The sequence below is a fragment of the Bremerella sp. JC817 genome (assembly GCF_040718835.1).
Lineage (GTDB): Bacteria > Planctomycetota > Planctomycetia > Pirellulales > Pirellulaceae > Bremerella.
This window is the reverse complement of record NZ_JBFEFG010000266.1, coordinates 263,186-284,571: the sequence shown is the minus strand read 5'-3', so window position 1 is coordinate 284,571 and position 21,386 is coordinate 263,186. Positions and strand designations below refer to the sequence as shown.

Annotated in this window: 15 protein-coding genes; 9 read left to right on the top strand and 6 right to left on the bottom strand. The window is 57.3% G+C overall.

Features of this window, described 5'->3' with window-relative positions:
- The first annotated feature begins 164 nt into the window (after positions 1 to 164).
- From AB1L30_RS08550 to AB1L30_RS08535, 4 genes are all read left to right on the top strand, one after another.
- Positions 165 to 1,532 (top strand): methyl-accepting chemotaxis protein, encoded by a 1,368-nt coding sequence (locus AB1L30_RS08550; protein WP_367012998.1) that lies wholly within the window; start codon positions 165 to 167, stop codon positions 1,530 to 1,532.
- A gap of 93 nt (positions 1,533 to 1,625) precedes the next feature.
- Entirely contained in the window at positions 1,626 to 3,818 is a 2,193-nt protein-coding gene (locus AB1L30_RS08545; protein ID WP_367012997.1) for a hypothetical protein, read from the top strand.
- Between the two features lie 112 nt (positions 3,819 to 3,930).
- Complete coding sequence (locus AB1L30_RS08540) at positions 3,931 to 4,290, top strand: hypothetical protein (protein WP_367012996.1); 360 nt, start codon at positions 3,931 to 3,933, stop codon at positions 4,288 to 4,290.
- A gap of 40 nt (positions 4,291 to 4,330) precedes the next feature.
- Positions 4,331 to 4,672, top strand: a complete 342-nt coding sequence (locus tag AB1L30_RS08535) for a hypothetical protein (protein ID WP_367012995.1) — start codon at positions 4,331 to 4,333, stop codon at positions 4,670 to 4,672.
- Positions 4,673 to 4,675: 3 nt separating this feature from the next.
- On the opposite strand, the gene AB1L30_RS08530 is transcribed toward AB1L30_RS08535, so the two are convergent.
- From AB1L30_RS08530 to AB1L30_RS08510, 5 genes are all read right to left on the bottom strand, one after another.
- Complete coding sequence (locus tag AB1L30_RS08530) at positions 4,676 to 5,641, bottom strand: ROK family protein (protein WP_367012994.1); 966 nt, start codon at positions 5,639 to 5,641, stop codon at positions 4,676 to 4,678.
- Positions 5,638 to 6,246 carry an SIS domain-containing protein gene (locus tag AB1L30_RS08525; RefSeq protein WP_367012993.1) on the bottom strand — a complete coding sequence of 203 codons (609 nt, stop codon included), beginning with the start codon at positions 6,244 to 6,246 and terminating at the stop codon, positions 5,638 to 5,640. Before AB1L30_RS08525 ends, AB1L30_RS08530 begins: the two co-directional genes overlap by 4 nt.
- A complete protein-coding gene (locus AB1L30_RS08520) occupies positions 6,246 to 7,577 on the bottom strand; it encodes an MFS transporter (RefSeq protein ID WP_367012992.1) in 1,332 nt (443 codons plus the stop codon). The genes AB1L30_RS08525 and AB1L30_RS08520 overlap by 1 nt, the downstream gene beginning before the upstream one ends.
- A 600-nt stretch (positions 7,578 to 8,177) precedes the next feature.
- Positions 8,178 to 9,512, bottom strand: a complete 1,335-nt coding sequence (gene thiC / locus AB1L30_RS08515) for a phosphomethylpyrimidine synthase ThiC (protein WP_367012991.1) — start codon at positions 9,510 to 9,512, stop codon at positions 8,178 to 8,180.
- A 175-nt stretch (positions 9,513 to 9,687) separates the two neighbouring features.
- Positions 9,688 to 11,037 carry a cytochrome c gene (locus tag AB1L30_RS08510; RefSeq protein WP_367012990.1) on the bottom strand — a complete coding sequence of 450 codons (1,350 nt, stop codon included), beginning with the start codon at positions 11,035 to 11,037 and terminating at the stop codon, positions 9,688 to 9,690.
- A gap of 195 nt (positions 11,038 to 11,232) precedes the next feature.
- Between AB1L30_RS08510 and AB1L30_RS08505 the strand changes: the two genes are divergently transcribed.
- The 3 genes from AB1L30_RS08505 to AB1L30_RS08495 all read left to right on the top strand — a co-directional run bounded on the left by AB1L30_RS08505 (position 11,233) and on the right by AB1L30_RS08495 (position 14,799).
- Positions 11,233 to 12,486 carry an NAD(P)/FAD-dependent oxidoreductase gene (locus AB1L30_RS08505; RefSeq protein ID WP_367012989.1) on the top strand — a complete coding sequence of 418 codons (1,254 nt, stop codon included), beginning with the start codon at positions 11,233 to 11,235 and terminating at the stop codon, positions 12,484 to 12,486.
- 82 nt (positions 12,487 to 12,568) lie between these two features.
- Positions 12,569 to 13,645: a hypothetical protein gene (locus AB1L30_RS08500; RefSeq protein WP_367012988.1), complete on the top strand. Its 1,077-nt coding sequence runs from the start codon at positions 12,569 to 12,571 to the stop codon at positions 13,643 to 13,645.
- A 323-nt stretch (positions 13,646 to 13,968) separates the two neighbouring features.
- Positions 13,969 to 14,799, top strand: a complete 831-nt coding sequence (locus tag AB1L30_RS08495; protein ID WP_345087458.1) for a CBS domain-containing protein — start codon at positions 13,969 to 13,971, stop codon at positions 14,797 to 14,799.
- Between the two features lie 18 nt (positions 14,800 to 14,817).
- On the opposite strand, the gene metH is transcribed toward AB1L30_RS08495, so the two are convergent.
- Positions 14,818 to 18,528, bottom strand: coding sequence for a methionine synthase (gene metH / locus AB1L30_RS08490; protein ID WP_367012987.1), 3,711 nt, complete (start codon positions 18,526 to 18,528; stop codon positions 14,818 to 14,820).
- 319 nt (positions 18,529 to 18,847) lie between these two features.
- On the opposite strand from metH, the gene AB1L30_RS08485 reads away from it, so the two are divergent.
- Both AB1L30_RS08485 and AB1L30_RS08480 read left to right on the top strand, forming a co-directional pair.
- Positions 18,848 to 20,137, top strand: coding sequence for a hypothetical protein (locus tag AB1L30_RS08485; protein WP_367012986.1), 1,290 nt, complete (start codon positions 18,848 to 18,850; stop codon positions 20,135 to 20,137).
- A gap of 92 nt (positions 20,138 to 20,229) precedes the next feature.
- Positions 20,230 to 21,372 (top strand): hypothetical protein, encoded by a 1,143-nt coding sequence (locus AB1L30_RS08480; RefSeq protein ID WP_367012985.1) that lies wholly within the window; start codon positions 20,230 to 20,232, stop codon positions 21,370 to 21,372.
- Positions 21,373 to 21,386: the final 14 nt, after the last annotated feature.

The following is a 21,386-nucleotide window of genomic DNA, read 5'->3' as shown; positions in this document are numbered from 1 at the left end:
TCCGGTCATAGCGATTTTCTGGCCATTTTTCGGTGCAATTCGCCGCAATCATTCTTCTACACACTTCCAGCAGGCCCTGATCGTTCTAGTGTTTCGGGAACAAACGATGACACGCCGTATGCGGCGACAACACTCCGGTACTCTCACTGCGAACACGCCATACCATGTTTGGTTTGATCTCGACACGCCTTTACTCGTGGCGCAATAAGTCGGAACACGAAGCGAAAGCACGCCAGGCTGCACAGCAGTTGCACGAGGCACGAGCGATTGTTGATGCACTGCACCGCTCAAATGCGGTGATCGAATTCAATTTAGATGGCACGATCATCACGGCGAACGAGTTGTTCCTGCAAACACTCGGATACTCGCTGCCTGAAATCGTCGGCAAGCACCATCGTATGTTCGTGACGCCGGAGTATGCCGTCAGCGAAGAGTATCGGCAGTTCTGGGATAAGTTACGGACCGGAGCCGGCCTTCCCGGACGCTTCCTGCGGGTGGCCAAAGATGGCTCGAAAGTCTATATCCAGGCCAGCTACAATCCGGTCTACGATGTTGACGGCAACCTCTGCAAGATCGTCAAGTTCGCCACCGATGTCACCCAGCAGGTTGAAGCCCACCAAAAGGCAACTCGTCTGCAAAACATGTTGGAGCGTCTCCCGCTGAACATTATGTTCGCGGACCTCGACATGGTGATCCGCTACATCAATCCAGCATCGCTGGCAACATTTAAAAAAATTGCGGACTTGCTGCCGGTCAAGCCAGACAAAATTGTCGGAGCTCCGTTGAGTATCTTCCACAGCAACCCCCAGGTTCAACACAACATTCTCAGCGATCCTGGCAACTTGCCGATGAGCACAGAGTTCCGTCTCGGCCCAGAGGTGATTCGCCTGAACGTGAGCGCGATCTACGATGCCGAAGGCAAGTACATTGGTCCGATGGCCTGCTGGGGAATCGAAACGGAGAAGGCGGAGGTTCGCGGTCGCGTGAGTAACCTGGCCGAAGTCGGCAATTCAGTCGCGACCAGCGTCAGCGAAATGGCGATCGCCATGGACGAAATCGGGCTGCGAATCACCCGCAACGCGGAACTGGCCGAAGATACGAATCACCAGGTTTCCGATGCCGGATCATGGATTCGACAACTCTCGGAATCGAGCCAGGAGATTGGCGGCATCATCGGCACCATTCAAGAGCTGGCCGAACAAACCAACCTCCTCGCCTTGAACGCCACCATCGAGTCCGCTCGGGCTGGCGAAGCAGGTCGCGGCTTTGCGGTCGTCGCCAACGAAGTGAAGTCGCTCGCCAACAGCACTTCTGATGCGACCAAGAACATCGCGGAACGTATCAATAGCATTCGCGAAAACATCAATCGGGTGGTCGACACGAATACGCATATCACTGGTTCGATTTCGGAAGTGAATCAGAACAGCAACACGATCGCCGCCGCAGTGGAAGAGCAAAACGCGATCGTCCACGGCATGAAACAAACGGCGGACGAACTGGTGATGTTGGCGGACGAACTCAAGAAACTGTAACCGACGACCTGGGATACCGCGAACCTCTTTCCCCCTCCTACGGTCTGGTACATTCAAACAGAATGGTCACCAGCAGGCAGGGAGGGAAGTTCGATGGAATTGGCAGCAGTACTCGACGCCCTGCGTCCACTCGCCGACAAGTCTTCCGTCCGATGCCAGGAAGTCCTGGAAGGGCTCTGCCTGGAGTTCACCGACGCTTGCGACATCTTTGTGGTTGATCAGCGTCAATTTGAATCACTGCGTCAACGGATGCCTGCGACCGCTGCTCGGCATCTTGTCGCTCAGTTTCAGAACCTCGATCAGCAACGTTCTGCGGTCCTGCATGGCTTGCGACATTGGTGCCATGAAATGGAGATGACGGTCGAGCCCAGCCTGACCGGAATCTGGCAGGTCGATCGTAACGGCGGCATGTCCACAATCGACGTCGGACATCATCTAACGCGGCTTCTGCAGCGTCGATCACCAGCGGAAGCTCTTCAGACGCTCGCCCAGGGTCTGCACTTCGAGAAGCTCAGCCGATCGGAAGCAAAGCGTTTGATCGAGATTCCTGAGGCACCGCAACAAACGCCCGTTCACAAGAGGTCCGACGCAGAAACCATTTCACACTGGTCGGCTCAGTTCGAGCCACTCTTCACCGAGAGCTACGCCAAGCGAATGGCCCGGTATCGTCGAAAGAATCCGTGGTTCGATTTGTGTGAGCGACTGCGCGAACGCCTGGGCAACGAGAACGTCGGACCGGAGATTTGCAGTAAGAAGCCGGTCCTTTGGATCGAATTTCGTGATGGCTTCGATCAGATGAAGTTTCATTACGGCGGCCACTATTGGAAGCGTCTGTTGAATCGCTACGGTTCGCTGGAGGGCATCGAGGAGCATATCGTCCAGCAGTTCAACCGGCTTGATGCGGCACGAACGCAAACGATTGAAACCCTGGAAACGTTGCTGGCAGAATTAGGCTGCGTGAAGGATCGATTTCATTGGAATCGCTCCGGCTGGTGGTACGGCACGACGCACCAGCAGTTCCACTTCGATCCTCGGACGAGCCTGACGCGGCGACTCTATCGCCACGCACCGGTCGATTTTCTGAGTCGTTGGTTCCAGGAGCAAGGGCTTGGCGACCAGATCACGCCTTCCAAGATCAACGCCGCTGTGGCCCAGCCGAAGCAAGCGATCCCTGAACGGTTGCTGCCACCACAACCGTTTGAAAAGGGACCGCAGCTCGACGAGGTGGACGCCTTGGATTTCGAGGCAATCGATCGCATCGCCGCGCACTACATCGAAGCATTTCGCGAAGAGGCCCAATTGGAAAAGGTGCGGCGTCCCCTATTTACGCTTCCACCGATGAGCTTCTGGGAACTGCCGCAGTGGTTTGCCCGGGGACACGATACGTGGGTCGACGACGCGTGGTGGATCGATCAGGCCCGGACGCACTGGGACCGCTGGGAAGTCGAATCCAAACGTCGCAAGCGCCAGCCTCCTTTGGATCAGATGGTCGCGTTCATCTTGCTGGCCTACGGTGACGACAAACCGCGTGAGGCACTGGCCGACTATTACCCGGAAGGAAGCTTCTATCATCCAGAGGCAATCGACGATGGCTTATCGTGGGCGATGGAAGGGGAACTCCCGTGGTCGATGTTCGACTACGACGAAAGTATCTTTCCGGTTCAACTCGGCAAGCTTCCCCCTATCCTGGCACGGAAACGGGTCACGGAGTTCCGCGAAGAACAACGTCAGGCGGAACCACGAGAGTTGTTCGACGAAGATGGCCCGTTGCGTCTGATCGCTGCTCTCGATTCTGTTTCCGCGCATGAGTGGATGACGCCCACCGAGATCGCTGCGGTTCACCAGGTTTGCCTGCAGTGGGCATCGGCGACCGACGACATGACTCGCTTCTGGTTTCATGCTCCGCTGCAAATCGCGGCGAACTTTGGTTGGCGCGACGTAGTGGAACGCCTGGCTCAAAATCCTTCGGTCGCCACCTCGCTGACGACCGGCGTACTGGGGCGTTGGTACCACGCCGACTTCGTTTTGTGGGGAAGCCTCGTTTTGCCAGGGAGCTATATCGCCCGCTGGTCTGCCCGACTGTTGCTGCGAGATGAAGAAGCGGAAGCGGCCGCCGAGGTACAGCGGATCCAAAAGGATCTATTCCAAGTCAGCAACCGGAAGCTGTTTCCCAATCCAGAAGAAACCTTGCAGACGCTGATGGAAGGGCAAACGCGCGGGCAACGTCAACAGAAGCTGGCCGCAGCGGTCGCCTGGCATCGGTGCCGCGAAGCAGGCCTCCGTTAAACCGGTCTCCCAGACGGTGGGCTTCCCCCAAAAGCGACGTTTTCCTTTATACTGACCAGCGATGGGGCGTGGTACGTTCCCAGCAGTCGAGCCTGTTTCCCTGCGAATTTCTATGGCGAAGTGTGACGAAGGCTATCTGTGCGATGTGTGCGGGAAGCCAGTTGAACGGTTGTTCGAGAGCGACTTGTATCTGCGATACGTGATCGGCATACTCGATCCCGAGGTGCTGCATACCACGCCGGAACGCCATGTGAAATGCAATCCCGCGTTGGCCCAGTTTGTCGTGCACGAGAAGTTCGCTCCGGTCGAATGTGCTGGTGATTTTGACAAACGGAATCTCGACGCCAGCTTCGTGCAGCAGCGAGAAACGTTGGTGACGCGTGGCTACGAACGGCTACGCGAACTGGCCCGGCTTGACCTGCCGATCGTCGACTATCCGCTGCCAGAGTTCCGCGGCAAGTACGTGCGATAGGCTCTCTCTTTACCGATCTCCCTGATAAAGACCTCCTGGAATGAAATACTTCTTCTACGATCAAGAAACCCAAGAAGGCATCGATGCGGACGACGCCGCCGAAGGCACCGAAGTGGAAATCGTCGCGGCCTGGAACGCGTTGACACCCACCCCTGGCTCGTTCCTCGGAATCTTCGAGACCGACGACAAGCCGACCCTACAGTTCATGTGGGAAGAAGAAGAGGATGGTTTCGATAAGCCTTGGCTCGACATTCCGGTCCCCGATCGCCAAGGCTCTTATCGCAAGATCGTCACGCGGGAAGAGGCGGCCCAACTGCTGAAGCAAACGATCGAGGGATCCGATCCGATGGAGATCCCTGGTTTGGAATTTGAAGCCTGGTAACGACTAGTGCTGCGAAACGAATTGCTTCGCCAGCAACAGTGCCCCTTGCACGACGACCGCTTCGCCAAGCTGCGCCGGCACTAGTTGATAGCTGCCGGCCAGCGGCGGGAAGACATAGGTCGCGATCTGATCTTCCAGCGGCGTCCGAAACAACTTCTGGGGTATCAGCGACACGCCGCCGCCCAGGATCACGACCTCAGGGGCCAACAGCGTGATCACCTGAGCGATGGCCCAGCCGAGCGTCTCGACCGCGTCGCGCAGGACCACTTCACAGATGACATTGCCTGCCAGCGCTGCTTCGGCAATATCGCGGGTCGTCAGCTTTTCGAGATCCCCCTGGCAGCGAGCCAACAGGTCGCGGCAATCGTCGTCCCGTTCTTCCGGGGCGATATTCTTGATCCACTGGCGAACTTCGTTGGAGATGCCAAAGCCGGACGATTCCGCTTCGACGGTGTTGCCAGGTTCGGAATGCAACACGCCGGGTCGCAGATGCCCGATCTCGGCGAAGGCGGGGCGACTACCTCCCATCAGTTGTCCCTGATAGACATAACCGCCACCGATTCCACTGCCGATGGTCACGTAGAACGAGCTCTCTTTGCCCTGCCCTGCCCCGAGCGTCGCTTCCGCCAGAGCCGCCGTATCGCAGTCGTTGCGAATCACGGCTGGCAAACCGAACTGCTCCTGGCACCAGGCCACCATCGGAAACCGATCCCAGCCCTCGACCTGATGACTGGTGGTAATCACTCCAGCTGTTGCATCGAGCGGACCGCCGAACCCAATGCCGATCGCCGCGACGGTATGTTCAGACTGAAGCGAACGAATCATGCGCTGCAGTTGCTGCTGAATACCGGCTGCTCCGTTGGCCGGAACGATCTCTTCCCGGAGCGAAACGATCGTTTCCAGCGAGTCGGCATCGGCCAGGGCAACTTGAAGCTTGGTGCCTCCGATTTCAACGCCGATCACATTCATTTGGCGTAGCGGCCTTCGTCGTTGATCCGGGCAAAGACATCGTTCAGCACCCAGTGGAAGATCGCCAGGTGAATGCTCTCGACCATGCCCATATCGTCCAGCGGCACATGGAAGCTATGCTGAGCCATGTCGCGGAGCTTGCCGCCGCCGTAGCCGGTCAGGCCAAGCGTTTTCAGGCCATGCCGATTCGACCAGTCGACCGCCTTCAACACGTTGTCACTGTTGCCGCTGCCACTGATCGCCAGGACGACGTCCCCTTCCTGGCCGTAGTTCATCACCTGCTGCAGGAAAATCTGGTCGTAACCGATGTCGTTGCCAACCGCCATGATCCAGCCGACGTTATCCGTCAGGCTCAGCACCTTCAAGCGGCGGAGCGATTCGTCGCCGAGATCTTTCTCGCGGAGCGAACTCTTACCGAGATCTTCGGCCATGTGGCTGGCATTACAACCGCTGCCGCCATTGCCGAAGATGTACACGAAGTTGCCGCTCTCGTAGGCGTCGTAAATCAGGTCGGCCCACTTAGTGATTTGCGATTGTTCGAGCTTGTCGAGTTCTGTCTTGAAGCGATCGATGTAAGCCGCGATATCGAGAGATGCTCCGAGCATTAGTCGTCCTTTTCCGTGTCCAGCGCTTCCGACTTGGGGTGATATAACAAAGCCACCGGAAGCATGATGAGGAGGGTGAATCCAAACAAATAGCAGCGTGGCATGTTTCCCCAGATCAGAACCTGATCGAAGATCGAATACAAGAACCCTGACAGAAAGATCGCCAGCCAGTTGGCCCGCGACATCTCGGCGATCACTTGACCCTTCTGATCCTCGGGAGCCTTGGCCTGCAGATAAACTTGAATCGGAACCGAGAACATACCAGTGAAGATCCCCAGCAAAATCAGCACCGGCAAGCTTCCCCACAACCCAAGAAGCTGACCATGCTGTCCGCCGGGCAGGGCCATCAAACCAAGGCAACCGACAATGCCCCAGGCCCCGATTCGCACCAGCTTGAACTCGATCTTACCGCTGGAAAGCACGCCTGCCAGCATGCAGCCCAGACCGATCCCCAGACCAATCGCCCCGCCAAGCCAACTGGTCCGCGTATCGCTTAGTTCCAATTGAACCTTCCCCAGCGAGTTGACCGCCTGCTGCACAATGCCGGCACAAAGCCAGAACATGCACGAGGCCAACAGTGCCTTCAGGATCGCATGATCCCGCAGGAAGAGCTCACGAGTCTTCTTGGGAATGCCGGCGGCCTGGGGGGTGAACTTTACATCTGGCGTGGCTGGTGGCGTGTGCCGCATCGGGAGCGTTGTCAGTGTCCCGACAACCGCAACACCGACACACACGGTCGAGGCGATCCACAAGTTGTTGGGTAACCAGTCGCACAGGATGCCGGCCAGAACCGTGCCGAAGATGATCGCCAGGAAGGTGGTCATTAAAAACACACCGTTCACCTTCGGCAGATCGCGTCCATGAAACAGCTCGGGCAAGATTCCATATTTGGCGGGAGCAAACAGCGTGCTTTGAAAACCCATGAACGCCAGGACGATCATCAGCCCGGTCATGCCTAGCTGGTCGTACCAATAGAAGGCCGCCACGCCCAATACCATGGCAACGATCTCAAGCACCTTCGAGACGCGAATGATCGTCGTTTTGCTGAACTTATCGGCCAGGTACCCGGTCGGACCAGCGAATAACACGAAGGGGGCGGCGAACACCACCATCGCCAAACCTTGATAGTCGGTGCCGTCCTTTTCCTGTATGACCTGGTTCACCGCCACCAGCAGCAGCAACTGCTTGAAAATATTGTCGTTGAATGCCCCGAAGAACTGCGTGGCAGTCGTGGCATAGAACGAAGGATCGCCCGAGAGATGTTCCGGAATCGACTTGACCGAGGCGGCTTTGTTTCTCGGGGATTCGTAAGGGTTGTTGATAGCGTCCATAGCTGGGCATTATCAACGTTTCCAGCGAATGATCCTAGGCGAGTGTGTATAGAAATCGCGATGAAACGAGCGTCAGAGGACAAGTTTTCGCGAGATTCACCCCGCCTTCACCTTAGACAATAGGTGCCTTGCAGCCTGGGCAGCAAGTGACCCCTGGGCGAATACGCATACGTCGTGGTTTAAAGTTTTCACTACCGCAGTGCCAAAGCGATGTTCCACATGCAGGACAGCGGACACGAGGGATGCAATACCAGCGAGTCATCATCCACGAAACAAACAGTGGTAGCCCAAACATTCCCATGGTCCCCAACCACTCGAAATTCTTCGGCAGGATAAAAGCGAGAACCCCCGCAAAAATATCATCGAGGGAACGAAGCTCGCCATGGTTACGAGCGAGCGAATCTGAGCCGCTTTAACCAAGTCTTGCAGCAGCGATTGCGTGCTCAAACAAATTGACGGCTCAGGGTCGGTCGGCATGAGGAGAACTCTCATTCAGCGGCTGGAACTATTCCGCCAATCTTATCCCAGGCACGGACCGCGCACAAAAAAACGCGACGAACCACTTCGCCGCGTTTCTCTGATGAGTCGATCGATGCGGAACTAGCTCTTTTCGCTGTCCAAGGCGATCAGTTCGTCTTGCGAAGCCATCGCTCGGATTTCTTCGGTGATCTTCATGCTGCAGTACTTCGGACCGCACATGCTGCAGAAGTGAGCGCTCTTGAAGGTGTCTTGCGGCAAGGTCTGGTCGTGGTAGGCCTTGGCCGTTTCAGGATCGAGCGACAGACGGAACTGCTCGTTCCAATCGAACGAGAAGCGAGCCTTGCTCAAAGCGTCGTCGCGGTCACGCGCACCAGGACGATGGCGCGCCACGTCGGCGGCATGAGCAGCGATCTTGTAAGCGATCACGCCTTGCTTGACGTCGTCGGCTTCTGGCAGCCCCAGGTGTTCCTTCGGCGTGACGTAGCACAGCATCGCGGCACCATGCCAACCAGCCAGAGCAGCACCGATGGCGCTGGTGATGTGGTCGTAGCCTGGGGCGATGTCAGTCACCAGTGGGCCGAGCACGTAGAACGGGGCACCGTCGCAGACGTCCTGCTGACGCTTCATGTTCATCTCGATCTGATCCATCGGCACGTGCCCAGGACCTTCGACCATGACCTGGGTGCCATTGGCACGACCACGACGGGTCAGTTCGCCCAGCACGTCCAGTTCCGAGAACTGAGCGTCGTCGGAAGCGTCGGCCAGCGAACCAGGACGAAGGCTATCGCCCAAGCTCCAGGTCACGTCGTACTGACGCATGATGTCGCACAAGTCGTCGAAAGCGGTGTACAGCGGATTCTGCTTGCGGTGAGCCATCATCCACTTGGCAATCAGCGAACCACCACGGCTGACGATGCCGGTGACGCGATGCGTGGTCAGATGGAGATGTTCCAGCAGGATGCCACAGTGGATCGTCATGTAGTCGACCCCCTGCTTCGCCTGATGCTCGACCATGTCCAGGAAGTGCTGCGGGGTCATGTCTTCGATCTTGCCGCCCAGCTCTTCCAGCATCTGATACATCGGCACGGTACCAATCGGGACCGGGCTCTTCTCGATGATCTGCTTCCGGATCTCGTCGATGTTCTTGCCGGTCGACAGGTCCATGACGGTGTCGGCACCATGATGCACGGCGACGTGCAGCTTTTCGAGTTCGCCACCCAGATCGCTGGTCACGGCGCTGTTGCCGATGTTGGCGTTGATCTTGCACTTGGCAGCCAGACCAATCCCCATCGGTTCGAGCACACCTTGAAGGTGGACTTTGTTAGCCGGGATCACCATGCGACCGGAAGCGACTTCGTCCCGAACCAACTCAGGAGAAATGTTCTCCCGCTTGGCCACATACTCCATTTCCGGGGTGATCGTCCCCTCTTTCGCTGCAAGCAGTTGCGTCGACATGAAATTCAGAATCCTCGTTCAGGCCGCCGGCCTGTTTTGCGTGACGCGGTTTTGTGTCGTAACCGCTGGACTATCAATGGCTTTCGCTCTACGAATCATGGTATCGAGTCCCCCTACCGTGTCAATCTGGTAGCAGCGTAATCGTGGGGGCGGCAGCGTGGTTTTCGCCGCAAAATCAAAGGGTCTTCAAGTACTCAAGCACCGCTGATTTCTCCTCTTCGGTCAACGCGTTGGGGTAGTCGTGACCTGCCGCACTTTTCCCCAAACGAGTCGTATTAAATACCTCGCGCCGCTCCATTGCCGAGAGTCCCTGGGGGAACTCGTCCAGGGCTTCAGCATCGATCCCCATCCGTTGATGATCGTACGAACTGCCGGACCACCGCCAGATCTTCGGTCGCTGGTCCGGATGCAGCAAATGCCACAGCGTAGGGACCGATCCATTATGCAGATAAGGTGCCGTTGCCCAGACACCGTCCAGCGGAGGTGCCACGTAGCCTTCCGGGTCGGCAATCAGCCCTTCCTGCTGGCCATAACTGTTAAACCAACTGTCGCCATATCCTTGGCGATGGGCAGGAGTTAGCGAATCGAACCGGGCTCGATCGGTCTTAATTTCATCGATCGGAATCATCCGTTCCGGGTAGTCGGCCTGGTCGCCGTAAGTCCCATGGCACTCGCTACAGTGGCGGTTGAAAACGATCCGCCCAGTTTCCGCTTTCGCGGTATCGATCTTGCCGGGGTACTTGGGGGCTTCGAGCGAGGATAAATAGGCGTAAACGTCTCGAAAGTCGGCCTCACGGTCGCGGAAGGCCTGGGCGTCGTTTTCGCGGACGAGCGTGAACTGAAGCAGGCCGCGATGCCCCTTCGGAGCGAAGCCATCAAGGTAGATGTTTTCCTTCTTGGCGAAGTGCCACCAGGGTGGTGGTTCCATGTCGTGATGCAGCATTTTGGGGAAGCTCGCCCCCGGAACCACGTTCAAATCGGCATCACGCAGCGACATCAGCGCCACGCCAAAATTCACCGCATTCGTGGTCCCTTTGTTCTCGCCAAGGGGGAAGACCAGCGAGCTGTAGTCCCCGGGGATCAGCTTTTTGCCCAGCATCGCTTTGGTCATTCGGATTTCGTCGGTGATGCCGGCGAAGTCGAAACGATTGTTGGGGAGGCCAGGGATCGTCTTCCCTTCCATCTGCCCGCCATGGCACGAGAAGCAGTTGAGCGTCCACTCTCCATTTTTATCGACAACATACTGCAGCGGCTTGGTGGGGTCTTCTGGTCGACCTGTCAGGCCATAGCGATCGAACGCCATTTGGCGGCGTTCTTCCGGCGTAGCCTTCTCGGCCTGGCTCTTTAGTGGCTCGGGCCAGACTCGCCAAACATTGTCGAAGGTTTCCTGATCGAAGTATCGCGGGAGATACGGAGTATTGATCAGATGCTCGTAGCCCGCCTGAGGATCGCCGGCGGGACCTTCGGCCAGGACGAACGGCGACCAGGCCAGAAGCATCAGGAGTGAAAAAATTCGCCGTGTCATTCGTGATCTCGAAGCGTATTCGGGAAAATCGACTCGTCGCTTGTTTCCGAAAGAGAACCGCACCTTCCCTGCCGGCACAACCAAGAGTTCGATTATAGAAAATCGAACCAGCCGGCGACCAGTCACTCGTTTGCCACCCCTTGCCAGCATTCGACTAGGCCAGGACATTACACTGCTTGTTGGGGGAAGAACAACGTGAGCGACAATCTAGCGTCTGACCGAGCCGATGTGGCCATTGTGGGTGGTGGCGCTGCCGGTCTGTTCGCGGCGATCTGGGCGGCTCGAACCAATCACCAGCGACGCATTGTCATTCTCGACGGGGCACGCCGCATCGGTGCCAAGATCCTCATTGCTGGTGGCGGCCGCTGCAATGTAACGAATGAAAAGGTCACCCCGCGCGACTACTGGGGCAGTTCTACCAACGCCATCAAGAAGATTCTCGGCCGTTTCACCCAGCCGCAAACGATCGAATTCTTTGCCGAGCTCGGCGTTCGTCTGAAACGCGAACCGACCGGAAAACTCTTTCCCACCACCGACAAGGCCAAGACCGTCTTAGACGGGCTGCTTTCGGAAGTGGAACGCCTGGGAGTCGAGATCCGCATCGGGCATCGCATCGAGAACATCAAGTCGATTACGGTCGAACCCACACAGCCTTCCTTTGAACTGACTGGTCCCTGGGGACACTTGGTCGCCTCGAAGGTGGTGCTGGCAACCGGTGGTAAGAGCGTCCCCAAGACCGGCAGCGATGGGCATGGACTCGAACTGGTCCGCCGACTGGGGCATGAGCTGACACCGCAGATCTTCCCGGCCCTGGTTCCGCTTCAACTGGCTGACTCCGATCCGCTGACGCAGCTTTCAGGAATCGCTCTTCCGGTTCGCTTGGAACTGAACGAAACGAGCGGCAAGCGGATCGAGTCGATCGACGGGGACATGCTGCTGACGCACAAAGGGCTCTCTGGCCCGGCGGTTCTCGACATGAGCCGCCACTGGATCGCCGCTTCGACCGATCGCCCGGTCTGCCTGACGGCAAGCTGGTTGCCTGATCACTCGGCCGACAGTATTCAGGCCGAACTTCAAGCCCTGGGAAGACGATCGGTCCGAGCGATGCTGCGCGAGCGTTTACCTGATCGATTGGTCGAGCACCTGCTGATCTTCGCGGAAGTTCCGGTCGAGCAAACTGGCGTCGACCTGACCCGGGTTCAGCGAAAGAACCTGGTGACCGGGCTCACGGCGTATCCGTTGAACGTCAGCGGAACACTCGGCTTTAAAGTGGCCGAGGTCACGGCTGGTGGGGTCCCTTTGACACAGATCGATCTGAAGACGATGCAGTCGCGCGTCTGCCCTGGGCTGCATCTTTGTGGCGAGATCTGCGATGTCGATGGCCGGATTGGCGGGTTCAATTTTCAGTGGGCCTGGTCGAGCGGCTACGTCGTTGGAGTTTCCGTCTGAATTTGGAGGTGCCCTGCCATCAAAGTTCCCGATAGAATAGGCAGCACCCTGCTCGATTGATTTCTCCTGAGGACCTCCTGCCATGCGATCGCTGTTTCTGCTTGCCCTGGTTTTGCTGTTTGCCGGATGCCATTCCAGCGAAACGCCAGCGTCAACCAGTTCGGTGGCCGATACCGCTCCGACGCAGGATCAACTGGCCACCGAAGCGATGATCACCAATGCTGGCGGCCGGATCGAAAAGGATGGAGCCGGCGGAATCACGCTGGTCGACTTCGCTGGTAAGCCGATCGATGCCAACCTGATGAAGCGGATCGGCACGCTGCCGCGACTGCAAAAGCTTCTGCTGCGAGGCTGCCCGCTAACGGACGATATGTTCGCCAAGCTCGGCACGCCGGCCAGTGTGCAGGTTCTTGACCTGCGTGAGACCAGCGTCAGCGGTGCCTCGCTCCAGCAGATCGGCAAGTTCCCTGCCCTCAAGAATCTCCAGTTCCGCGGCAATGCGATCTCGGACAATCAGTTGATCTATCTGGCAGGTCTATCGAACCTCAAGGTCTTGGGACTGGATGAAACAGCCGTCGAAGGAATGACGCTTGAACAATTAAAAGGGCTGAAGCAGTTGGAAGAGTTGTTCCTGTTCGGAACTCCCTTTCGGGAAGCCAGTCTTCCGGGCCTCGCTCATTTGCCGAAGCTGAAAAAAATTCGCCTCCGCCGGACGTTGATTAATGGTCATGGCCTGGAGAAGTTGGACGAGCTGACCGCCCTAGAAGACCTCGACGTCAGCGAAACCGACTTCGATGACCAGGCAGTCGAACATCTGGCGGCGTTTAAGAACCTGAAGCGACTGAACCTGTGGGCGACCAAAATCAGCAATGATGCCGTTCCGAAAGTCGCCGAGATCACTTCGCTGGAATGGTTGAACCTCGACCGCAATGCGATTGGCGATGTCTACATCGGCGAACTGACCAATCTGGAAAACCTGGCCTGGCTGCATCTGGGGTCGACCTCGCTCTCGGATGAGGGACTGATGCAGCTTGCGCCTATGACGCACCTCAAAAATCTGATCGTGACCCGGACCGCGGTTACCGATGAAGGTGCCGCCAAGGTTGCGGCCAAGATGCCTGAAACCGAGCTCCAGCATATCTACGTCCCGGAAAACTGAGGCCGAATGCCGATCAGTCCTGGCGATCTGGCCATTCTCGCTCCCCCCTGCCCAACCAGCGGAGCCACTACAACCGGAACAAGCCGATTTCAGGTAACGGATGTCCGAATTGCGACCCGTTTTCCCAGTTTGCCGTCTCCGTCTATGTAAAAGTTTCGATGCTATAGTTTCACAAACCGACTGGGAGGTGAGAGGCGCAATTGCTGCGCAGGGCGCGACGGTCGGTTCTCATCGTGAAAAGCAATCAAGACGATAAGTTCGGGGACAGGTCGGGCTTACTGATCTCTCTCTGACCGTGGATTTTGACGAAACGCCAGGGAAGTATGACCGTTATCGAAACGATCTCGAAGCAACTACAAGGAAACGTCAAGGACGTGATGTCGGTCAAGGTTCACACCGCGACCGTGGGCACGCACGTAAATATCGTTGCTGATCTGATGGCTCGATATGCCTTGCGACGCGTTGTTGTGGTCGACAATACCAAGAAAGTGGTCGGTGTGGTCTCGCAGCGCGATATCGTTCGCGCGCTGATCACTTCTATGAAGACAGAAGAGACCGAAGACATTCAACACAAGCGTGTCGAAGAGCTGATCTCGGTTGAACGTCCCATCACCGTGGGTCCAGAAATCCCTTTGGCCCGCGCCGCGTACGTGTTGGCGACGAACAAAATTGGCTGCTTACCGGTCGTCGATCCTGAACTGACGCTGATCGGCGTGCTATCGATATCCGACATCATTCAGTTCCTGGCAGAAGACAACGTGGAAGGTATGGAAACCGCCTTCCAGATGTACTCGCCGAAGAACGATGCCAAGACACGCAGCCCGGCTTACGTCCGGAAGATGAATGGCGACCTGGTAATTCCGCTGAAGAACATCGAGAACAAGCGAGCCCGGATGGACTACGCGGTGCTCGGTTACGATCCGCCGACTGGTCGCATTCTGATCAAATTCGTGCGTGCCAATGCTGACGAAGCGATCGCCACCAAGGTCCAGGACGATAACTTGATCATCCCGGCCAAGGGGTTTGTACGGCACTTCAGCTTGATCGGGAAAGTGGCCGCGTTCGACGTGACCGACCACAACCAGAGCAAGTTCCTGGTGCTCTCGCCGAAGAATGCCGCTTCGGGCGCCGTAAATGCAGTGGGGACGACCTAAGCCGTCCCCTGGGCTTGCTTACGGATCGTACGACAGGTTCGGAGCAAGCCACTTCTCCATATCTTTCAGTGGCATGCCTTTGCGCTTGGCATAGTCTTCGACCTGATCGCGTCCCAGTTGATGGATCGCGAAGTAACGCGCGGCCGGGTGGGCGAAGTACATACCGCACACACTGGCTGCCGGCATCATTGCCAGGCTCTCGGTCAGTTCGATCCCGGTTTCCTGTTCAGCGTTCAACAAGCGGAACAACGTCCACTTTTCGGTGTGGTCGGGCTGCGCTGGATAGCCAGGCGCCGGACGGATGCCGCGATAATCTTCCTTGATCAGCTCTTCGTTCGACAAGTTTTCCTCGGCGCCAAACTTCCACTCGCGACGAGCTTCCTTGTGCAGACACTCGGCGAACGCTTCCGCCAGGCGGTCGGCCAAGGCCTTCGCCATGATCGAGTTATAGTCGTCGTGATCGGCGTCGAATTTGGCGGCCAGTTCGCTACAGCCGATGCCGGTCGTCACCGCGAAGGCGCCGAGGTAGTCGCGACGTCCGCTGCCCACCGGAGCGATGTAGTCGGACAACGCCCGGAAGTCAGACTGACCTTTGCGTTCCCACTGCTGTCGCAGTGTAAAGAAGCGTTCGATTTCTTTCTCAGGGTCGTTCGGATCATAGATAATGATGTCGTCGCCGTCGGAAGCTGCTGGCCAGAAACCAAAGATCCCGTTCGCCGTGAACAGCTTCTCCGAAATGATCTGATCCAACAGCACATTGGCATCGTGGAACAGCTTCTTCGCCTCTTCGCCGACGTATTCATCCTCGAAGATCTTCGGGTACTTACCCTTCAGTTCCCACGAGTTGAAGAACGGCGACCAGTCGATGAACTCGCGAAGCTTCTCGAGCGGGAAGTCTCGCAGCGTCTTTGATCCGGTGAACGATGGGGTCGGAATATCGACGTTCGCCCAGTCGGTCTCGAAGTGCTTTTCGCGAGCCGTCTTCAGCGGCACGAGCGTGATCGCTTGACGCTTGCGATACGACTCGGCCAGCTCGGTTTGCAGTTTGCGGTTCTTTTCCAGAAACGCTGGCGAGTTATCCTTGCTGAGCAATTGATCGACGACACCGACACTTCGCGATGCGTCGAGCACATGTACGACCGCACCTTCGTAAACCGGAGCAATCTTCACGGCGGTATGCTTGGCACTGGTCGTCGCACCACCGATCAACAGCGGGATGTTCATCCCGGCCGATTGCATTTCTTCCGCAACATGGACCATTTCGTCGAGGCTTGGGGTGATTAAGCCTGACAGGCCGATCACGTCGACGCCATGCTTTTTGGCGGCGGCCAAAATCTTGTCGCAGTGGACCATCACCCCCATGTCGATGATCTCGTAGTTGTTGCAGCCCAGTACCACGCCGACGATGTTCTTACCGATGTCGTGGACGTCTCCCTTGACGGTAGCCATCAAGATCTTGCCGCGGGCACTCACGTCGGTCGTGCCGAGTTCTTCCTTTTCTTTCTCCATGTAAGGAAGCAAATAAGCGACCGCTTTCTTCATCACGCGGGCACTCTTGACCACCTGGGGCAGGAACATCTTGCCGGCGCCGAACAGGTCGCCCACGATGTTCATCCCGTCCATCAACGGACCTTCGATAATGTGCAGACAGCGTTCCGCTTGCTGGCGAGCTTCTTCCGTGTCTTCTTCAATGTACCGGTCGATCCCCTTCACCAGCGAGTGAGCCAGGCGTTCGCGAACCGGAGCTTCACGCCACGCCAGATCTTCCACCTTCGGGCCAGCACCCTTCTGATGCTTGACCGTTTCGGCGAAGTCAACCAAACGTTCCGTCGCATCGGGACGCTTGTTGAAGAGCACGTCTTCAATCAGTTCTCGCAGGTCAGCAGGCACTTCGTCGTACACGGCCAACTGGCCGGCGTTGACGATCCCCATATCCAAACCAGCTTTGATCGCGTGATACAGGAACACCGCGTGGATTGCTTCCCGCACCACGTCATTACCACGGAACGAGAACGACACATTGCTCACGCCGCCTGAGATCTTCGCTCCGGGGCAGACTTGCTTGATCTTACGAGTCGCTTCGATGAAGTTGATCGCGTAGTCGTTGTGCTCTTCGATACCGGTGGCAACCGTCAAGATGTTCGGGTCGAAGATGATATCGGTCGGGTCGAATTCCAGCTTCTCGACCAACAGATCGTAGGCTCGTTTGCAGATCTCGACTTTGCGTTCTAGTTCGACCGCCTGACCAACTTCGTCAAACGCCATCACCACCACGGCGGCACCGTAATCGCGGCAGAGTCGGGCCTTATTCAGGAACTCCTCTTCCCCTTCTTTCAAGCTGATCGAGTTGACGATCGACTTGCCCTGGACGCAGCGCAGACCGGCTTCGATGACCGACCACTTCGAGCTGTCGATCATGATCGGCACTTTGCAGATGTCTGGCTCTGCGGCGATCAGGTTCAAATAACGAGTCATGGCCGCTTCGCCGTCCAGCAGCGCATCGTCCATGTTGACGTCGATCACGTTGGCACCGCTTTCGACCTGTTGCAAGGCGACTTCAATCGCGTCTTCGTACAGTTCTTCGCGAATGAGTCGAGCGAACCGCCGCGAACCAGTCACGTTGGTTCGTTCGCCGATCATCACGAAGTTGGTGGTCGGCGTGATCGTGAAAGGTTCCTGACCGCTCAAACGAGTCAGCTCTGGCTGCTGGTGCAAGCCACGTGGAGCATAGTCACGCATCACGTCAGCAATCGCCTTGATGTGCTGCGGCGTGCTGCCACAGCAACCACCGACGATGTTCAGCCAGCCATGCTCGGCGAACTCACGAATGGTCGACGCCATTTGATCTGGGGTTTGATCGTATTCCCCCATTTCGTTCGGCAAACCAGCGTTCGGATGGCAACTGATATAGCACGAAGCGATCGACGACAGTTCCTGCACGTAAGGCCGCATCAACTCGGCCCCTAAGGCGCAGTTGATGCCCACGCTGAGCATGGGGAAGTGCGAGATTGAATTCCAGAATGCTTCGACCGTCTGTCCGGACAACGTACGGCCCGAAGCGTCGGTAATCGTCACCGAGGTCATCACCGGCAGTTCGATTCCCTTTTCGCGGTAGTATTTCTCGATCGCAAAAAGGCACGCTTTCAGATTCAGCGTGTCAAAGGTCGTTTCCGGAAAGAGGATGTCGACGCCTGCATCGACCATCGCATCGATCTGCACCAGGTACGAAGCGACCAGTTGATCGAAGGTCACGTCGCGGAAGCCAGGGTCTTCGATCCGTCGCGAGATCGACGCCGTCTTACTGGTTGGCCCGATCGAACCGGCCACGTAGCGACGGTTGTCGGGATCTCGGTCGTTGAATTCGTCGACCACCTTCTTGGCCAGCTTCACGGCGGCCACATTGATATCGGTCGCCAGTGCGTCGCTCAACGAGAACTCGTCCATGGCGATCGGCGTCGCCCCGAACGTGTTCGTTTCGATGATGTGGGCCCCAGCTTCCAGAAACTGGCGATGGATCCCTTCAATAATGTCGGGCTTCGTCAGACAGAGAAGGTCGCTGAAGTTTCGCAGGTCCTTCTCAGCATCGGCGAACTGCTTTCCCCGAACATCCTCTTCGGTCAGCTTGAACTTCTGAATCATGGTCCCCATGGCACCATCGAGAATCAGAATTCGCTTTTGGATGTCGTCGAAGATTGGGTGCTGGCGGCCGGCGAATCGGGGACCTGGCATGAGTGGATTCCAGAAGACTGAAAGACCTGTCACAGCTTGGGGTTATTGCTGTCAGATAGCATGCTGTCTGACAGCGTCCCCAACTATGGCGGAAGGGATTTCTATAGTTCAAACCTGCTAAATATCCCAGATTTCCGGCTCCGTCACAACCAGCGCTCAATTGCCACTAATCGTCAAAGCTTGCCTAGCCCCGATTTCCGATTTTTCTTATCTAGAGCTAAAGACCGCTACAAACCGAACCGATGGATAGGACAACGGGCCACAACCAGCGCGTGGCCGCTGTGCGTCGATCTCAACGTCAGGCAAGGAAGCCGAAACGATGACGAAACCATTGGGAAACCCCAAATCACGTGAAAACCAAGACACTCAGGGCACCTTTTACGGACACCCCGTCGTGATCCGTGTGAAGGACCTGACCTGGGAACCTCCGGTTGAAGATCAACCGGCCGGCACCCAGGACTGGGTTTCCAACCTGCTTGGGGAAGACCCGACCGCCGATCTGGCGGAAGAAAGCCTTCTGGTCGAAGCGCCGAGCGCCCCGATCATGCCGCCCCAACCTGCTGCCGTGGCTCCGGCTCCGATGGAAGTCGCCTCTGCCCCAATGGCATCGGAGTCGACCGCTGCGCCGAGTTACATCCACCATAGAGGAGCAGAAACGCGACAGGCTCGTCGCGAATCGATCCTGAGTGGTCAGTGGAGGAATCGGATCTACCTGGCCGGCATGGCTGTCTCGCTGCTGGTGGCCAGTGCCTGGCTGCTCTCTGGCGATGACGATAGCATTCCACCAGTCGACGATGTCGATCAGGGATTGTTCGTTTCGACCGGCGAATTGGGAAGTGCTCCGAGCTGGGACGCGACTCCCGGGACCGACGCGGACAACGAGACCATCACCGTCTCGCCACTCGACACCGCCATTCCGATGTTGGCCAGCAAGCCCGACCGCACCGAGTTGACCAACCCAACGATGGGCAATCCATCGCAAGATACACAGATGACGAACATCGCTTCTGGTTACGAACCGGAAGGCTCGATCGCGCCACCTTTCAACAATCCAGCCTCGAACCATCAACTTCCACCTGAGCCAATGGCTCCGGAAGACGAGTACTACCAGTTCCGTCCTGAAGGGATGGAATCGGCTCCGACAGGTGCTGGTTCGTATTCGCCAAGTTTCAATCCAGCCACCGACGAAGACTACACGCCACAATTCGATGGTCGTCCGTCCGCTTCGCCTGGTATGCCTTCCGGCGGCCCCTCGCTGGAATTGAACGCTCCGGCTACCTCGCAGTATTCGGTTCCTAATGGCGATTCAGGTCGTCACTGGATGCAGCAGCCAACCGGCAACTTCGCCTATGAAGATGGCAAGCTGACCCAGCGAACCGCGGCCACCAATCCTGCGAATTCGCAGCCGCAAATGCCACAGATCCATGAAGGGTATCAGCCGCAGCCAGGCATGCCGATGATTGGCACGCCAACGCAGCCAACCTACTCGCAGACCGCTCCGCAAAATCCATCGCAGGGTGGCTTCGGGTTTACCCCTTACGAAAATCGCGAAGCGACTCCTCCAGGGGCCCGCCTGGGTAGCGTCGATCTCGATTCGGATATTCGGTAATGAGCCAGCTCGACCGCGCCTTTATTCGCGCCTACACGTCGGAAACAACCAGCACAGCGGCAGACGCCGTGCCCCCAACGTCGGATGCAGTTATGAATAAGACTCAAACTTCTCAGCAAACGTCTTCGACTCCGGTTCGCACGATGTCGCGTAAGCCGACCCTCAGCGAATTGCAGCACTGGAAGAACCAGGGAATCCGCATCGACATGCCTGGCTCGCCTCTGGTCGGCTCGTACGACGAGTCGGCCGCTGCCGCCAGCCTGGAAGATGGCCAGTCGCAAGACGAGTTCGAGCTGGCAGCGAAAAACACCGCCGCCGTCGCCGAAGCGCTCGATCGATTAATGTCGCGAGCCGGTCGCAAGCATACGCCAGTGCATCCAGTTTCGGCCTCGACTCCGAAACCGCAGCCTCAGCCAGTCGCTGAAATGCCGGCTCCTTCGATCGAAATCGAACCCTGGGAACCAGCACCGCTGAACGACCCCATCACGGAAGAAATCGAACAGCTGGCCACGGTCGCCCCTGAAGAAAAAGCAACCGACGAAGCTTCGGTTGAAGAGCCAGCCGAAACGATTGCGGTCGCTGCTCCTGCGAAACCAGCACCGGGCAGTGCGACCTATCGTCAGCGTCGCTTAGCGCATCCTAAGTGGGAAGCTGATTCGCTGAACTGGCCAGAAGAGATCGACATGATTCTGGATTTGCACCAGGATCAATGGCTTGGCCTGGCCGAAGGCATTTCGTCGAGCGTCAAATCGATGGCTCTCGTTTCGCTGGGCGAAGGTTGTGGTTGCACTACGCTGACCATCTGCCTGGCCAAGGTTATGGCCGAACAAAATCGCCGCGTCCTGATCATTGACGAAGGGGAAGGCAACGAAAGCTTGTCTGCCCGTCTCGGTCTGCAAGCCGACGCATTGCCAGTCGATGCCCACGCTTCGGACAATTTGTACGAAGCGATGATTCAGTCGGCCGCTCAGCCGATTGCCGTGCTGCCAGCCGGTTATCGAGCCCTGGGCGATCTTTCGACCAGCCAACTGCAGCAGTTCGCCAAAGACTTTGACGTCGTGCTGTGGGATGGTGGCGACCGTCCGGAAGTTTGGCAACGCCTTGCTTTGATGCACAGCGTGCTGATCGTCCGCGATGCCCGCGGAACCCACGACCACGAGTTGGGACAGATCCTGCCGAAGCTCGAACAACGTAAGATCAACGTGGTCGGTATCGCTGATAACTTCTGGCGATAACGTTCGTCGTGGCT

Coding starts and splice junctions, on each gene's coding strand:
- AB1L30_RS08550 (WP_367012998.1), top strand. CDS start 165: ATGTTTGGTTTGATCTCGACACGCCTTTACTCGTGGCGCAATAAGTCG.
- AB1L30_RS08545 (WP_367012997.1), top strand. CDS start 1,626: ATGGAATTGGCAGCAGTACTCGACGCCCTGCGTCCACTCGCCGACAAG.
- AB1L30_RS08540 (WP_367012996.1), top strand. CDS start 3,931: ATGGCGAAGTGTGACGAAGGCTATCTGTGCGATGTGTGCGGGAAGCCA.
- AB1L30_RS08535 (WP_367012995.1), top strand. CDS start 4,331: ATGAAATACTTCTTCTACGATCAAGAAACCCAAGAAGGCATCGATGCG.
- AB1L30_RS08530 (WP_367012994.1), bottom strand. CDS start 5,641: ATGAATGTGATCGGCGTTGAAATCGGAGGCACCAAGCTTCAAGTTGCC.
- AB1L30_RS08525 (WP_367012993.1), bottom strand. CDS start 6,246: ATGCTCGGAGCATCTCTCGATATCGCGGCTTACATCGATCGCTTCAAG.
- AB1L30_RS08520 (WP_367012992.1), bottom strand. CDS start 7,577: ATGGACGCTATCAACAACCCTTACGAATCCCCGAGAAACAAAGCCGCC.
- thiC (WP_367012991.1), bottom strand. CDS start 9,512: ATGTCGACGCAACTGCTTGCAGCGAAAGAGGGGACGATCACCCCGGAA.
- AB1L30_RS08510 (WP_367012990.1), bottom strand. CDS start 11,037: ATGACACGGCGAATTTTTTCACTCCTGATGCTTCTGGCCTGGTCGCCG.
- AB1L30_RS08500 (WP_367012988.1), top strand. CDS start 12,569: ATGCGATCGCTGTTTCTGCTTGCCCTGGTTTTGCTGTTTGCCGGATGC.
- AB1L30_RS08495 (WP_345087458.1), top strand. CDS start 13,969: ATGACCGTTATCGAAACGATCTCGAAGCAACTACAAGGAAACGTCAAG.
- metH (WP_367012987.1), bottom strand. CDS start 18,528: ATGCCAGGTCCCCGATTCGCCGGCCGCCAGCACCCAATCTTCGACGAC.
- AB1L30_RS08485 (WP_367012986.1), top strand. CDS start 18,848: ATGACGAAACCATTGGGAAACCCCAAATCACGTGAAAACCAAGACACT.
- AB1L30_RS08480 (WP_367012985.1), top strand. CDS start 20,230: ATGAATAAGACTCAAACTTCTCAGCAAACGTCTTCGACTCCGGTTCGC.